The sequence below is a fragment of the Salinicola halimionae genome, assembly GCF_003206065.1.
Classification (GTDB): domain Bacteria; phylum Pseudomonadota; class Gammaproteobacteria; order Pseudomonadales; family Halomonadaceae; genus Salinicola; species Salinicola halimionae.
Window position 1 is genome coordinate 883,064 of the sequence record NZ_PZJQ01000004.1, and the last position, 15,181, is coordinate 898,244.

Annotated in this window: 14 protein-coding genes; 11 read left to right on the top strand and 3 right to left on the bottom strand. The window is 53.6% G+C overall.

The features are described 5' to 3' along the window. The first annotated feature begins 12 nt into the window (after positions 1–12). The 11 genes from DOM27_RS09850 (at position 13) to DOM27_RS09900 (ending at position 13,676) form a co-directional block, all read left to right on the top strand. Entirely contained in the window at positions 13–708 is a 696-nt protein-coding gene (locus DOM27_RS09850; protein WP_223162312.1) for a formyl transferase, read from the top strand. Beyond that, on the top strand, positions 708–1,754 hold the full coding sequence (pseI, locus tag DOM27_RS09855) for a pseudaminic acid synthase (RefSeq protein ID WP_223162313.1): 1,047 nt from the start codon (positions 708–710) through the stop codon (positions 1,752–1,754). The genes DOM27_RS09850 and pseI overlap by 1 nt, the downstream gene beginning before the upstream one ends. After that, positions 1,747–2,418: a PIG-L deacetylase family protein gene (locus DOM27_RS09860; RefSeq protein WP_110655830.1), complete on the top strand. Its 672-nt coding sequence runs from the start codon at positions 1,747–1,749 to the stop codon at positions 2,416–2,418. The genes pseI and DOM27_RS09860 overlap by 8 nt, the downstream gene beginning before the upstream one ends. A 77-nt stretch (positions 2,419–2,495) precedes the next feature. Then, positions 2,496–4,337: a glutamine--fructose-6-phosphate transaminase (isomerizing) gene (gene glmS, locus DOM27_RS09865; protein WP_110655831.1), complete on the top strand. Its 1,842-nt coding sequence runs from the start codon at positions 2,496–2,498 to the stop codon at positions 4,335–4,337. A gap of 179 nt (positions 4,338–4,516) precedes the next feature. Continuing rightward, positions 4,517–5,533 (top strand): phytanoyl-CoA dioxygenase family protein, encoded by a 1,017-nt coding sequence (locus DOM27_RS09870; RefSeq protein WP_110655832.1) that lies wholly within the window; start codon positions 4,517–4,519, stop codon positions 5,531–5,533. Positions 5,534–5,804: 271 nt separating this feature from the next. Then, positions 5,805–6,782, top strand: coding sequence for a KpsF/GutQ family sugar-phosphate isomerase (locus DOM27_RS09875; RefSeq protein WP_110655833.1), 978 nt, complete (start codon positions 5,805–5,807; stop codon positions 6,780–6,782). Between the two features lie 20 nt (positions 6,783–6,802). Further along, positions 6,803–9,181 (top strand): capsular polysaccharide export protein, LipB/KpsS family, encoded by a 2,379-nt coding sequence (locus DOM27_RS09880; RefSeq protein WP_110655834.1) that lies wholly within the window; start codon positions 6,803–6,805, stop codon positions 9,179–9,181. 51 nt (positions 9,182–9,232) lie between these two features. Next, positions 9,233–9,883: an acyltransferase gene (locus DOM27_RS09885; protein ID WP_110655835.1), complete on the top strand. Its 651-nt coding sequence runs from the start codon at positions 9,233–9,235 to the stop codon at positions 9,881–9,883. A gap of 251 nt (positions 9,884–10,134) precedes the next feature. Continuing rightward, positions 10,135–11,301, top strand: coding sequence for a nucleotide sugar dehydrogenase (locus tag DOM27_RS09890; protein WP_110655836.1), 1,167 nt, complete (start codon positions 10,135–10,137; stop codon positions 11,299–11,301). Positions 11,302–11,777: 476 nt separating this feature from the next. Continuing rightward, on the top strand, positions 11,778–13,166 hold the full coding sequence (locus tag DOM27_RS09895; protein WP_188113708.1) for a glycosyltransferase family 2 protein: 1,389 nt from the start codon (positions 11,778–11,780) through the stop codon (positions 13,164–13,166). 210 nt (positions 13,167–13,376) lie between these two features. Further along, positions 13,377–13,676: a helix-turn-helix domain-containing protein gene (locus tag DOM27_RS09900; RefSeq protein WP_110655838.1), complete on the top strand. Its 300-nt coding sequence runs from the start codon at positions 13,377–13,379 to the stop codon at positions 13,674–13,676. 366 nt (positions 13,677–14,042) lie between these two features. Here DOM27_RS09900 and DOM27_RS09905 read toward each other — a convergent pair whose 3' ends face one another. From DOM27_RS09905 to DOM27_RS09915, 3 genes are all read right to left on the bottom strand, one after another. Next, positions 14,043–14,279, bottom strand: a complete 237-nt coding sequence (locus DOM27_RS09905; protein ID WP_110655839.1) for a type II toxin-antitoxin system Phd/YefM family antitoxin — start codon at positions 14,277–14,279, stop codon at positions 14,043–14,045. Between the two features lie 260 nt (positions 14,280–14,539). Next, positions 14,540–14,839 (bottom strand): type II toxin-antitoxin system mRNA interferase toxin, RelE/StbE family, encoded by a 300-nt coding sequence (locus tag DOM27_RS09910; protein WP_110655840.1) that lies wholly within the window; start codon positions 14,837–14,839, stop codon positions 14,540–14,542. After that, positions 14,836–15,129 carry an antitoxin of toxin-antitoxin stability system gene (locus tag DOM27_RS09915; RefSeq protein ID WP_110655841.1) on the bottom strand — a complete coding sequence of 98 codons (294 nt, stop codon included), beginning with the start codon at positions 15,127–15,129 and terminating at the stop codon, positions 14,836–14,838. Before DOM27_RS09915 ends, DOM27_RS09910 begins: the two co-directional genes overlap by 4 nt. Between the last annotated feature and the right edge of the window lie 52 nt (positions 15,130–15,181).

Genomic DNA, 15,181 nt, shown 5'->3' on the forward strand with positions numbered 1-15,181 from the left:
AAGGTGCATATTTTGGATAACCACACTTATATTCTTGCTACTTCTAAGCCTTGGCACAATGATTTAGCAAAAGACTGTCTTCACATTGATGATAAGTTTATTTGGGCCCACGATCCCGATCAACTTGATAGTTTGTTGAAAAGTGCCGGCTCGATTCGCTATATTTTTTTCTTGCACTGGAACTGGTTAGTACCAATAAATATTTGGCAACGCTATGAGTGCGTATGCTTTCACATGACTGATTTACCTTATGGGCGTGGTGGTAGCCCTCTTCAAAACCTGATTGTAGATGGATGTGAAAAAACTAAATTGACCGCGCTCAAGATGGTGGAAGAAATGGATGCCGGTCCGGTGTACACAAAAGTCCCCCTTTCTCTCCAAGGAACGGCAGAAGAGATTTATTTGCGTGCTGGCGAATTAAGTTTCAGTATTATAGACTGGATGATAATGAATCAACCTAAACCAGAGGACCAGCAGGGAGCACCGGTTATATTTAAGCGGAGGGGGCCTGAGCAAAGTCGGTTGCCGCAAGCCGGTGGTCTCAAAAAATTGTATGACCATATTCGAATGCTTGATGCGCCAACCTATCCTAAGGCTTTTTTAGAATATGGTGATTATGTCTTAGAATTTTCCAAGGCGGATATCGGAAATGACAAATTGACCGCATCGGTCTGTATTCGAGAAAAAAACGATCAGGAGAAAACATAATGTATGCCACTATAAATGGTGTGAAAATTGGATCTGAGTATCCCCCTTATATTATTGCAGAGCTCTCGGCTAATCATAATGGCTCCCTAGAGCGTGCACTTGAAACCATTGATGAGGCCAAGCGATGTGGGGCTTCGGCTGTTAAGCTACAGACCTATACGGCAGATACAATGACGATCGATAGTGATCGTCCTGAATTTTTGATACAAGGTGGTCCTTGGGATGGTCATAGGCTCTATGATCTCTATAAAATGGCGCAAACACCGTTCGAATGGCATAAAGCGATGTTTGAGCACGCACGGAAAATAGGCATCACAGTATTTTCTACACCATTTGATGAAACGGCGGTGGATTTGCTGGAAGAATTGGGGGCGCCAGCATACAAGATCGCTTCTTTTGAGGCTACTGACTTACCGCTGATTGAATATGTAGCTAAAACTGGTAAGCCCATGATTATGTCAACGGGTATGGCTAGTGAGCAAGAAATTGAGGAGGCTGTAAATACAGCGCGAAATGCAGGTTGTAATGAGTTAGTATTACTTCATTGCACTAGTAGCTATCCAGCTCCAATGGAACAAGCAAATTTAGCGCAAGTTAAGGTGCTTGGGGAGCGTTTTCAGGCCATTCCCGGTTTGTCTGATCATACGTTAGGTACCACTGCTTCGGTTGCAGCTGTAGCCTTAGGAGCATGTTTGATTGAAAAGCATTTCATTCTCAATCGTAGTGATGGTGGTCCAGATAGTGCCTTCTCTATAGAACCCAATGAATTAAAGTGTTTATGTGCTAATACTCACTCTGCATGGGCGGCGGTGGGTAAGCCCGGCTATGCTAGGCAACTGGCTGAAGAGCCTAATAAGATGTTTCGTCGTTCGATTTATTTTATGCGAGATATGAAAGCTGGCGAGGTTATTGCCCAGAGTGATATTCGTCGAATTCGTCCCGGCGTGGGCATTCAGCCAAAATATTTTAATACTCTGGTTGGTAAAGAACTTAGGGTTGACGTGATGAAAGGTACACCGACAGATTGGAAGCAGTTCGATGAATAAAGTTGTTCTAGTAGTGGCTGCCCACTCTGATGATGAAGCGCTTGGTTGTGGCGGTACGATCAAAAAGCATTCCGTAGATGGTGATACTGTTCATGCGGTTTTTTTAGCTGATGGCGTAACTTCTCGCCCGGATAAAGATGCTGCAGATTTGGCACAGCGGAATGCGGCATCGGCAGAAGCCCAACAGATTCTCGGCATCGAAAATGTCTATATGCTTGGTTTTCCTGATCAGAGGATGGACGGCGTATCTCTCCTTGATATTGTTCAAAAGCTTGAAAAAATAATCTATGAAATAAAGCCTGAAGTTATTTATACACATCATCTTGGTGATTTAAACCTGGATCATCGAATTACCCATCAGGCGGTTCTCACTGCCTGCAGGCCAGTTCCGGAAGCTTCAGTAAAAGAAATTTATTCTTTTGAAGTAATGTCTAGTTCTGAATGGAATGCCCCAACGTACGAAGCGTTTTTGCCAAATGTTTTTATTGATATTAGTGACTTTATTGGTAGCAAAATAGAGTCTCTTCAAAAATATGAAGTCGAAATGCGTGATTATCCGCATTCCAGAAGTATTGCGCACATCGAATATTTGGCTAGGCATCGTGGTGCTATTGTCGGCGTGGAGGCAGCAGAAGCTTTCATGGCCATAAGAATCATGAAATAAAATAAGATGTAGCTTTGCTGTGTTATTACGAGTGCTTTTGAGAAGAAGCTGGTTGTTTAATTAATTTAGAGTAGATTATGTGTGGCATAGTCGGCGCGATCGGCGCTAAGGATAGTATCGCCTTTCTGCTGGATGGCCTGGCGACACTAGAGTACCGCGGCTATGACTCCGCTGGTCTTGCGATTTTGAGCAACGGGCTACATCGCGCCCGCGCCATGGGCCGTGTAGCTGAGTTGATCGACAAAGTCGCAGCGGAGGGGCTGCGGGGGCGCGTGGGAATCGCCCATACGCGATGGGCGACCCATGGCGTTCCCGCTGAGCGTAATGCACACCCCCATGTCTCCGACGGGTTGGCAGTGGTGCACAATGGCATTATCGAAAACTATGAAGCCTTGCGTGACCAACTGCGGGAATTGGGCTACACCTTCAGTTCGGACACCGATACTGAAACTATCGCTCACCTTATTCAGGCTTGCTTGAAGGGACAGATTGGCGATCCGGCAGAGGATCTCTTCTCTGCCGTTCAGCGCGCCGTAGGATATTTGGACGGCGCTTTCGCCTTGGCAGTCATTAGCGAAGATGAGCCGGCGTGTTTGGTGATCGCGCGTGAAGGCTCTCCTTTGATGCTGGGCATCGCGGATGAAGGGTATTACGCCGCCTCGGATGCTTCTGCGCTGCTTTCCGTCACCAAGCGCATGGTGTATCTGGAAAACGGCGATGTGGCTCAACTGACGCCTGATGCGGTGACGATTGCGGACCATTCCGCCCGACTGGTAGAGCGAGACATCGTGATTTCGAATCTCAGCGCTAATGCGGTCGAGCTGGGTGAGTTCGATCACTACATGCAGAAAGAGATTTTCGAGCAGCCTCAAGCCCTCAGTAATACCTTGGAAATGCTTAGTGGAGCGGGGCAGCTTCAGCCAGGTATCTTCGGAGCTGAAGCTGAAACGATCTTCCAGCATGTGGATTCAGTATTGATCATCGCCTGCGGCACTTCCAGTTATGCAGGGATGACCGCTAAATATTGGATAGAGCAGGTCGCCGGCATTCCATGTAACGTTGAGATTGCTAGTGAGTATCGGTATCGCCAAAGTGTCGCCAACCCTAGGCAGTTGGTCGTCGTTATTTCCCAGTCCGGCGAGACAGCAGATACCCTCGCTGCCTTACACTATGCCAAGGCAAAGGGTCATACGTATACCTTGGCAATCTGTAACGTGCCGGAATCTGCTATCGTTCGCGAAACTGCGCTCCGATTTATTACTCGCGCCGGACCGGAAATTGGCGTGGCTTCGACCAAGGCATTCACGACTCAGCTTAGCGCGCTTTTCTTGCTTACATTATTGTTAGCGAAGACCAAATCGAATCTTCCTCTGGGAGATGAGAAGGCATACTTGAATGAGTTGCGGCATCTGCCGGTAGCTGTCGAGAAGGTGTTGGCATTGGAGCCAAACATCAAAATCTGGGCGCAATATTTCGCAAACAAACAACACGCGCTATTCCTTGGTCGTGGTCGGCATTATCCTATTGCTCAAGAGGGTGCCCTGAAGCTCAAGGAAATTTCCTACATCCATGCCGAAGCCTATCCCGCAGGCGAGCTCAAGCATGGCCCGTTGGCATTGGTGGATCAGGAAATGCCGGTAGTAGTGATCGCGCCCAATGACGAATTGTTGGAAAAACTCAAATCCAATATGCAGGAAGTAAGCGCTCGCGGTGGCCAACTTTATGTGTTCGCTGACGGTGATAGCTCCGTCAAGAACTCTGCGGGAATGCAGGTGATGCAGATGCCAGAGCACTACGGTCTACTTTCTCCGGTACTACACGTCGTGGCTTTGCAACTCCTTGCTTATCATGTGGCTTTGGTGAAAGGTACCGATGTCGATAAGCCTCGTAATCTTGCAAAGAGTGTGACGGTAGAATAGTTAAGTCCAATCATTAGCAGTGCTGTGATCATTTTGGCCTATCATGGCTCTTTCGATACCCATCTACCTTATCTAGTCTTCTAAGAAGTTGGAGCGATCGTCGCGCATGCTTGGGCTTGGGAACAAAAACGCGTCAAATTACTGTAAGAGCATGCTCGCTGGCACTGAGGAACCCTGAAATGAAATCCTGGACTCGATATCCGATCTGGTTTGGTGAGCTGTTCACTGGCGCCAAATCCTTCGCCGCCAACCCGCTACTGGGTAGCGAGCGCTTGAACCGCTACGGCCTGCACGCCGCTCGGGTCTGGTCGGCCTATTGGATGTCGCGTCTACGGATGTCGATGCTGGCAGGTGGCGTCGCCAAGGCCGACCGTGAGCAGTTCCAGCGCTACGGCTATGTAGAGAAGGCCAATTACCTGTCCGAGGAGACGTTTCAGGCGGTGCTGGCCGAAGTCCGTGAGTACTCGGGCGAGATCCGCGAGTGCTGCCAGGGGGATACGCGTACCCACCGCATCCTGCTGGCGCCGGAAGTGCTGGAACGGTTGCCAACGCTGCGTGCGGTACTGAATGAAGGTCGTCTGAAGCGTCTGTTCCGTTACTGTGCCGGTCACGCGCGCTTGCCAATCTGCCATCTGGAGAACGTGCACAACGGCCGTCTGGAAAGCGAGAAAGACAGGGATCCGCAGAAGAACCTTCATGTCGATACCTTTCAGCCGACCATGAAGTTCTGGCTGTACCTGGAAGACGTGACGGATCAGAACGGGCCGTTCGTGTTCGTCCCCGGTTCCAACCATCCGCATCGCGAACGGTTGAAGTGGGAATACGAAATGAGCCTGCGTGCCAAGGCGCATGCCAATCGCTACACGGCCCGTGGGTCATTCCGGGTGAGTGAAGAAGAGGCGCCGCGTCTGGGCGTTTCGGGGCCGCAGGCGTTTCGCGTCAAAGCCAATACGTTGCTGATCGCCAATACTTTCGGTGTCCATGCGCGGGGTAATGCGGAACCAGGTAGTTCGCGGCTGGCACTCTGGGGCATGAGCCGTACCAATCCGTTTCTGCCGTTGCCGGGTCTGGGGTTCGATTATTTCAATCGGCTTCAGTATCGGGTCCTTCAGCGTATGCGGGTACAGGAAGACAAGAAGGCCGCTGCCAAGGGTGGGCAATCCTCCTGGCATGTCATCGAGCAGCGTAAGATATGAAGCCGCTGGCTGTAGCGGTGCTGAACGCCCGCAGCTGATCCTCGCTCCGCCTCTCTGAAAGCAACCTTCATGGTTGCTTTTTTTATGTCTGAAATTCGTGTTTGCCCGGTAATCGACCGGTGTTGATCGGGTACCGGTTGCGGTTGCGTCACTTCGCTGACACGCAATGGCAATGGAACCGTCATAACTCTCTGTCATCGTTCGTTCACCGTAATGCCATAAGTCATGTCAGAACGTGCTCTACGAGTGCGCTTCAGGAAAGGAGAGCGATATGGAGATCGTCACCCCGTTGAGAAGGGAGGCTTCACCGACCAGCGATCAGTCTCTGATGCTGGCTCGCCGCGTGTTCGAAGACCAGGCCCGGGCGTTGGGCGCAATTGGTGCGTCATTGAATGATGACTTCCTGGCGGCAGTGGAGATGATTCTGGCCTGCACGGGGAAGGTCATCGTTTCGGGGATGGGCAAGTCGGGCATCATCGGGCGCAAGATCGCCGCGACACTCGCGTCCACCGGCACGCCCAGCTTCTTCGTCCACCCTGGAGAGGCTTACCACGGCGATCTGGGGATGATCGGCAGTGTCGATCTCGTGATCCTGATTTCCTACAGCGGTGAAACGGATGAGGTCATCAAGCTGATCCCGTATCTGCGCCATATCCAGGCCCAAACGATAGCCATCACGGGTCGCGCCGACTCGACCCTGGCGCAAAGCGCGGGTGTGAACCTCGATGTCTCCATCGAGCGCGAAACCTGCCCCAACAATCTGGCGCCGACGACCTCGACCACCGCGACCCTGGTGATGGGTGATGCCCTGGCCGTTGCCTTGATGAATCGCAGGGCTTTCATGCCCGTCGACTTTGCCCGTTTCCATCCGGGCGGTTCGCTGGGTAGAAAACTTCTGACCTTGGCCAAAGAGGTCATGCACGATGTGCCTCGTCTCCCCGGCGAAGCGTCGTTTCACCAAATAGTAAGCAAAATCACCCAGGGTGAAAGGGGGATCGTTTGTATAGTTTCACTTCAAGATAAATTGCTGGGCGTGATTACCGATGGCGACCTTCGCCGTGCCCTGGAGAAGTCGACCGGGACCGACCATCTGACCGCGCGGGAGATCATGGGGACCATGCCCGTCACGGTGGGCGGGGAGGTCAACCTTCACGACTGCGAGCTATTGATGCGGGAGCGCAAACTGACCTCGTTGATCGTCGCCGAGGCGGGCGAGCCGCTCGGCGTTATCAAGAGCTTCGATGCTTGATCCACTCCGAGTCTATTTCCATGAGTAAAACGACCAAGTTCTTCAAGCATCCGGTCCAGTTTTGGCAAGACGCTTACCGCAATAAGCAACTGGCCGAGAAAGCCGGTCAATCCGCGCATGGCGCGTCGCGAAACGGCAATATCGTTGCCATCAAACCTCAAGATCAGAAGGTTGAACGCTCGATCCCCGATTGGTACCGGCCCGAGGAAGGCTATGAGCTGAAGCTGGCCATGGAGTCGGCCAAGCCGATCTTCCTCTACATTCCCTGGATCACCGAGCATACCAATGCGCTGATCGACAATATCCAGTCCGAGCAGGACTACACGCTCGCGCCGCTGGATTTCGTGACGGATCTGAATGTCCATCGGCGAGAGGTGCTAAGGTTCGCGAGAGAGAACCCGGACACTTATCGGAAGATGATCGTTCGGCGCTTGATTCCGCTTCGGCCCAAACTCGCCGGGATCATCTTCACGTTTGACTGGGCACCGATCATGCGGGTGATCGCTCATGTTTGCGAAGAACTCTCCATACCTAGAATCCTGATTCCTCATGAATCGGTATTCGTGGACAAGAACAAGTACTACTGGGACCCCAAGTCGTTCGCGTCGCAGCCGCTGGCTGACGTCATCCTGGGGTGGGGCGATCTGCAGAAGTCGATATTCGCGGAACGGGGCTACCCGGAATCTCGCTTTCTCAGCGTTGGGGCGCCCAAGTTCGACAAGTACACCGATTATCTGCCCAACCTCAGCCGGTCTCAGTATTTCCGCCTCTTCGGGCTATCGCCGGGGCGGCGAACTGTCCTGTTTGCCTCGCAGCCTCTCGACTCGCAGTTGGATATGAAAGTGGCGCGAGAGTCCCAACGCAAGGCTATCGGCGATCTGCTGACGGCCTGCGAATCGCTCGAGTTTCAGTTGATTGTCCGCTTGCCACCGTCCAAGGATAATATTTTGGGGGCTGGGCTCGCGAAGCGGCTGGTGCTTTCCGATAGTGCCGCCGTCGATGATGCGCTGTGCTACCTCGTTCCGCCCGAAGAGGCGATCTACCACAGCGATGTCGTGGCATCGGTGAACAGTACGATGATGTTCGAAGGCTTTCTGATGGGCAAGATGCCGCTGTCCACCAAGTATGTCGATTTCGATCAGATCTGGGAGCCGTGCCGTTTTCCGGTTGCCAGGAATCTCGCTGGCATCAAGGACCACCTCGAGACCTATCGAACTAGCGGATTCGCCGCTGACCCGGCGGGTATGGAATGGGCGGCCTCGCAGTTCTCCAACGGTAGCTTCGACGGGCGCTCGACGACAAGGATCAGGGATTATCTGATCGAAGCCGCCAAACCCGACGTTCTGACCCCGCAGCGCTCGCCTCTGAACAAGGTGTTCAATCGAGAACGCGTCGATATCATCGCGATACCCTCGAGTGACGTGACCTGGCATGGGGTTCAGCGTTATCTGCTGCCGATGTTGAACGCCAATCAGCGGATTCAGAGCAACCAGGGCAAGGATTCGCTCATCGAGTTGGCATCGGTCGATCTCTTTGTCCAGTGGGGTATCACGGAGAAGATCGAGAAGAAGAAACAGATGGAGGCGAGAAACGCGCTCGGCCGCGAACTATTGATCCTCGAGGATGGCTTCGTACGCTCGGTAGGCATCGGGCTTTCCGGTGAGCCGGGGTTGTCGATCATTCTGGATGACACGACGTCTTACTATGACGCCACCAAACCTTCTCGGCTGGAACGCTTGCTGGAATCCGGTCCGGAGCTGACGGAACAGGAAAACGGCAGGGCGGAAGCGCTGATAGCCAAGATCGTCGGGAATCGCGTTTCCAAGTACAACCACGCCCCCGACGCGCCGCTTTCGATAGGACGTTCGCATAAACCGAAAATCCTGCTGTTGGACCAGCGCCGCGGTGATCAGTCCGTCGTATCGGGGATGGCCGATGATTCGACATTCCGCAAGATGCTGCAGGAGGCGATCCACCATTATCCGGACCACGATATCCTCATCAAACAGCACCCCGATTCGATTACCGGCGGCAAAGGCAGTTACTTCGACAATCAGTCTCTCGCGTTCATCAAGAATGTCGATAACCTGTTTCTGATCGACTTCGATGTCAATCCCCATGCACTATTTGATGTCGTCGAAGAAGTCCACGTCGTCACTTCCGGTATGGGGTTCGAGGCATTGATGGCCGGCAAGAAAGTGCACTGCTATGGCATGCCATTCTACGCAGGTTGGGGAATGACTCAGGATCGGCTTCATATCGATCGACGCTCGAGGAAAAGACGTGTCACTGACATCTTCCATTTCGCTTATGTCGAGCTATCGAGATATTACAGCCCCGATCTGGGACGAGCCTGTGAGCTCGAAGAACTCATCGATTATATCGTTTTGAATCGATAGCCGAAGCTACGCTCGAGCAGAAATCATTATACGACGTCGTGGGGTGGGGTTTTGACCGATAACATCGATGCGCCTCAAGAGCCTGTCGAGAAGCCGAAAAAGGGGCTCACGGTTCGTGGGCGGGGAACGACGAATATCATTAAGGGGCGCAATAATGCCCAGGTGATCAAGCGGGCAAGTGTCAGATTTTTGGGCGTTAACAATACGCTGATTATCGGCGCTGGCGTCAATATGATAGACGTGAGAATTCTATTCAACGGTAACGATTCCGTTATCGAGATTGGCGCCAAGTGCAAGATTAACGGCAGTCTGATCGTGAAATCGGGCTCCACCATCTCGGTGGGGGCGGGCACCAAATTCAATAGCCAGGAAGCCAGGGTCCACTGTGGAGAACCCGGAACCAATATTGTCATCGGCAAGAAATGTCTTTTGGCGTCGGTGAGATTCAGAACATCCGATCAACATGCGATCTATGATGCTTCTACTGACAGTAGAATTAACTCGGCAAGGGATATTCATGTCGAAGACGGCGTTTGGATCGCGGAGAACGTCTATGTCTATAAAGGCGTTACCATCGGGGCGGGTAGTGTGGTCGGTGCGAGATCGACGGTGCTGAAGTCCCTACCGGGCGGGTGCTTATGTGTGGGAACACCGGCGCAGTCGGTGAGAGAAGGCATCTATTGGAAAGACAAGATTGACTGAAGTGTAGTGTTACAACCACTTCCGGGGTGCGTTCGCAAACTGATGTCTTCAGCGGACTACCTCGGCGAACTGATCCCGCGTAGTGACCTGAAGAAAATGCGTGAGCGCGCACGTTCATGATAACGCCTAATTTCGGTCTCGGGTGAGTCTGATAGAATGACGCATCGTTCCAGGAATACCCATGGATCATTGAATCAGGTCGCGAGGCGGGCGGCTGTTTAGCCGCTTCGGTCGCAGGGAGATGCGTGATTATGAAAATAGCGGTAGCCGGAACCGGTTACGTGGGGCTTTCCAATGCCATGCTGCTGGCGCAGCACCACGAGGTCGTCGCCGTCGATATCATCCCCGCGAAGGTCGAGATGTTGAACACCGGGGTTTCGCCGATCGAGGATGCCGAGATAAACGCTTTCCTTGCGCGGAAAGATATCCAGTTCTCGGCCACGCTGGACGCAGAGCAGGCCTACCAGGATGCGGCGTTCGTGATCATCGCCACGCCGACGGACTACGATCCGGTCACCAACTATTTCAACACCTCGAGTGTGGAGTCGGTCATCGAAAAGGTCATGGCGGTGAATCCGCAGGCGACCATGGTGATCAAGTCGACCGTTCCGGTGGGCTACACCAGCGAGGCATCGACCCGGTTCGGAACCGATAACCTGATTTTCTCGCCGGAATTTCTGCGCGAAGGGAAAGCGCTCTACGACAACCTGCATCCGTCACGGATCATCGTGGGTGAGCGTTCGGCGCGTGCCGAGACCTTTGCCGAGCTACTCCGGGAAGGCGCGATCAAGCAGGACATCGATGTGCTGCTGACCAACAGTACCGAAGCCGAGGCTATCAAGCTGTTCGCCAACACCTACCTCGCCATGCGGGTGGCGTATTTCAACGAGCTCGATACCTATGCCGAGACTCTCGGTCTGGACGCGAAGCAGATCATTCAGGGGGTAGGGCTCGATCCGCGTATCGGGCAGCACTACAACAACCCGAGTTTTGGCTACGGTGGCTATTGTCTTCCCAAGGATACCAAGCAGCTGCTGGCGAACTATGAAGACGTCCCCAATAACCTTATCGGTGCGATCGTCGATGCCAACCGCACGCGCAAGGACTTCATTGCGAAATCGGTCATGGAGCGGCATCCGAACGTCGTTGGCGTCTACCGCCTGATCATGAAGTCGGGCTCGGATAACTTCCGTGCCAGCGCCATGCAGGGTGTCATGAAACGCCTGAAAGCAAAGGGGATCGAGGTCGTCGTCTACGAGCCGGTGTTGGAAGAGGCGACTTTCTTCAACTCCGAGGTGATCGCCGATCTGGCGGCGTTCAAGTCCCGCTGTGACGTGATCCTCGCCAACCGGTTGACCGAAGAACTGGCTGATGTGACCGACAAGGTCTACACGCGCGATCTTTTCGGCGGTGACTGATCGGTCTCCTCGGCGGCGGTTCAAAAGTCCCTTATGGCCAGTCCTTCGTGACTGGCTCTTTATGACCAGCCCGGTTAGACAAGCTCGCCTGACGAACCTCCTTGAAAGCCACCCGAAGGTGGCTATCTACCAAAACTACACCCTTTTACGTGCTATATGTAACTTCGGGTGGCTTTTTTTATTACGGCTCGAGGTGAACTACCAGCGCCGGGCCAGGCGGCATGCGCCGAGTCGCGTCGACGAGACTTTCGACCGCTACACCAGTGTCGACCGGCTCCGGCGTGCTAGTTAAACCATCTTGCTGATGATATGGGGTTGCGTAATGCTGTCGAGCTGAGTTTTCCGCGCATAAATACTAGCTTCCGGAACTTATTTTACTGCAGTCAACCACTGCTGTAACGATGTCCAGGGCATCAGTATTTAACACAAGTCGCTATAACAATATTCAGGCGTTACACGTCAACAAGGATGGGTTCATGAAGCCGTTATTCAAAGTTTGCGCCGTTGCCAAGGATGAGGGCCCTTATTTGGCAGAGTGGGTCTTTCACCACCTGCATTTTGGTTTCGACTTGATTCATGTCTATATCAATAGAACGTCCGACGCCTCGGCGGCCGTGCTGGAACGAATCAACCGTTCCTACCCGCAAGTGACGTTCGAGTTCATCGATTGGCTGGATCTGTGTGATCCCGGCGTCAGTACCAAATTGCAAACGGTTGCTTACGCCAAGGAGCTCGAAAGCTCCCGGCAGCAGAACGTGGATTGGCTGCTGTTTCTGGATATCGATGAGTTCTGGATGCCGGAAGATTTCAAGATGACCGTTGATCAGCTGGCCGCCTCGGTGTGTGAGGATCAGCCCGCGCCCATCTGTCATTTGTGGCATTGTGAGCTGGGGCAGCGCACTCCTTTTACTCAGTTGAGTAATGGAGCAGGTTACGAGCTGTCTTCACATCTGAAGACCTTGTTTCCGATTCGCGACATCGATATCAAACATGTTCGGATTCATTACCCCATTTTTGGCAAACAGGTAATCCCCCGTGATACGGACGGCGCACCGATGGCCTTCAGCAAAGATCACTCGGAACTCGCCTGCGAATCTGTCATCAAGCCCAAAAAAGCCTATGTCATCCATCGAATGTATCGTTCAGAGGATGAATACTTGGCACTGATGCTTCGCGGGCGGCCTTCTCAGAGAAAGCAGTTGAAGTTGAATCGTCCCGGGTTCCGCTCACACAAGAACGTTAAAGTGCGTCGACGCTTTTTTTGGCCTGAAGCTGAATTTCGTGATTACGATTCAAAGAAACGTAACTTTCTGGAAGCCGCGGATATCGACAGTATCGTCCGACAGGATAAGGCCGATATTCTAGAAAGAGCCGATCTCGCACTGTCGATGTTGAGAGACATGCTCGACACGCTGAATCGTTCTCAAGCCATGGCGTTCTTGAGAGGGACACGGCATGCCGTGGTGGACAGCGAATCCGCGCCAGTTTCGGCTTTAAATCCAGCTCCAGCTCCAGCTCCAGCTCCAGCTCCAGCTCCAGCTCCAACGACAGCTCCGGCTCCAACGACAGCTAAAACGGCAAATTTGCCTGACGACGAGGAGAGGCCGCTCCAGCCGGCGATGGCGCGAACCGTACCGCTTGTGCCAGAACCACTTTTTCCTGATCCAGTATTTTCAGAGCCACTTCGACCCGAACCCGTTCAGACTGAGGCGATCCAGCCTCAAGACGATACCGCGCCGCGAGGCGCAAGCTCGCCGACGCCTCGGGCAACCAGATCGCGTTCCTGGTGGTCGGTGGTGATCGGTTGGTTTTCGCCCACTCGGTCGGAAGCGCGGCAAGAGCCAGCTCGATCCACCCGCGAGTAAGGTCGCGACGAGAAAAGCGCAGGTGGGCGTTTTTCGATTCCGGGGGAGCGCTGAAAGGCGGTGGCCCGCATTCACACCCGATGGGGCATCGGTTGCCATGGATGCCCTTCATTACGTGTTGGTCCTTGGTTGCCCTTTGGAATCGTATGAAATGCTTTTTTATAAAAAGCATCTTATATGATGTCTATGTTGTGAAGGGTAGGACCACGTATGCATCGAAAACCTGTGGTGGACCAGATCCATCAGAGGCGACGCCAGCTTCGATTGACCCAGCAGGACATGCAGTTGCGTATTGGCATGACGCGTCAGCAGTACCAGCGCCTGGAGCGCGAAGGCAACCCGCGGTTGGACACGCTCTCGCTGGTCGCGGAAGGGCTCAACGCCGAACTGATGCTGATCCCTCGGGAAAAGCGCTTGGCCGTGCAGCAACTATTGAGCCAGGCCGACCGTGACACTAGCCCGCCAGCGGATGAGAATCCTTGGCATGGATTGCTGGACGAAGAATCATGAGGACGTCCGAATCGGTTTCGGTATTGCGAGTGAGCCTATCATCAAGGCCCGTTGGTTATCTGGTCGGTTACCAGGGTGGGCGCAACGTCATGGTTTTCGGCGAATCGTTTCGCGGAGACTTGAATGTGTATGTCCACGAACTTGATGCCGTCTATTTCGCTAGCAGTATCCAGCCAGTCGTCGATGCTCATGGAAAGCGTCAGCCGATCTTTATCGACGAGTAGTGCGATCTCTCAAGTAGTAATGGCGGATATGGGAATTGCACCGTCTTCTGTTTGCAGCTCATGATTGATGGCAGTCAGCGCGTTGCTGGATAATTGAGGATCCTCGTTTACCGCCATAGCAGCGCGTGCGTATCGAGTACGATCAAACGAGGGTCTCCCATTCATCCTCACCGACCGGGTCGAACGGCTGAGATAGCTCAACTACGCTGCCGCGCAAACGATCGAGCGGAGAGCGTTGGTCAGCTCGGTAGCGTCGCACTTCTATGGCGGGGCGCCCTTTATCGGTAATGACAATTGGATCGCCGGAAGATTCGACTTGGCGCAGGATTTCCAATGCCCTTGCTTTGAACTCCGCTTTTGAAATCTCATTGATCTGCATGGCTCTATTCCTGGAAGTTCCATCTGACTCAAACCATACGATCCTCCAATGACCGGGGCAACGAGTCATCTTGCTTGGGTGGTCGTTAGAGAACTCGACCACCCTTTAGCTTCATTTCGTCTGTTTCATTTCGAGCCGGGTGTCGAACGATCGAGGCAGGCGCATCGGCGCCCTCGAGGGTGACGTCGAAGGACTCTGGGTCCGGGTCAGCTCAATAATACGGATCTTGTGGTGCGCCTCCAGCGCGCGCCCGGAAGGCCTCAGCGCTCAGAGTGTTCATCCTGGATGGGTGGCCACTGACGGGAGGCATGGACCAGAGCCAGCACCCAGACCGTCTCGCCCTCGAGTTCGTAGACGAGGCGATAGCTCTCGTGGGGGATTAGCTCCCGCGTGCCGGCAATCGTGCCGGGTCGCCCCCGCATAGAAAACTGTGTCAAAGTTGCTGCCGCATCGCTGAAAAGCTGATCCATCCGCACGGCGGCAACTGGATTGTCCTCCGCTATGTAAACTACAATGTCCTGCCGGTCGGCCCAGGCTTCCGGAGTCCATATCACCTTCACTCGCCGACCTCATCGATCTGGCGCAGCAGGGCCGTCCGACGGGCCGCCGCTTCGACTTCGAGCTCCTCGTTCGGCCGGCCACGACCGGCCCGCATCGAGGCCCGAGCCTTTTCCACCTTCCTGCGTAGAAATTCATCGTGCTCGCGCGCTTCGCGCTGGCGTTCGACGTACTCCCGCATCAGTTCGCGGGCGACCTGCGACGCCGGTCGGTGGGCGGCCTCGGCCTCGGCCATGAAGGCTTCGCGTAGCTCGGGTTCGAGCTTCATGGTGAACACGGATTGTTTGGTCATGACGGCCTCTGCATGTCGCTTCCAGGTACTGACTAAGAAGTACTGACCTAGT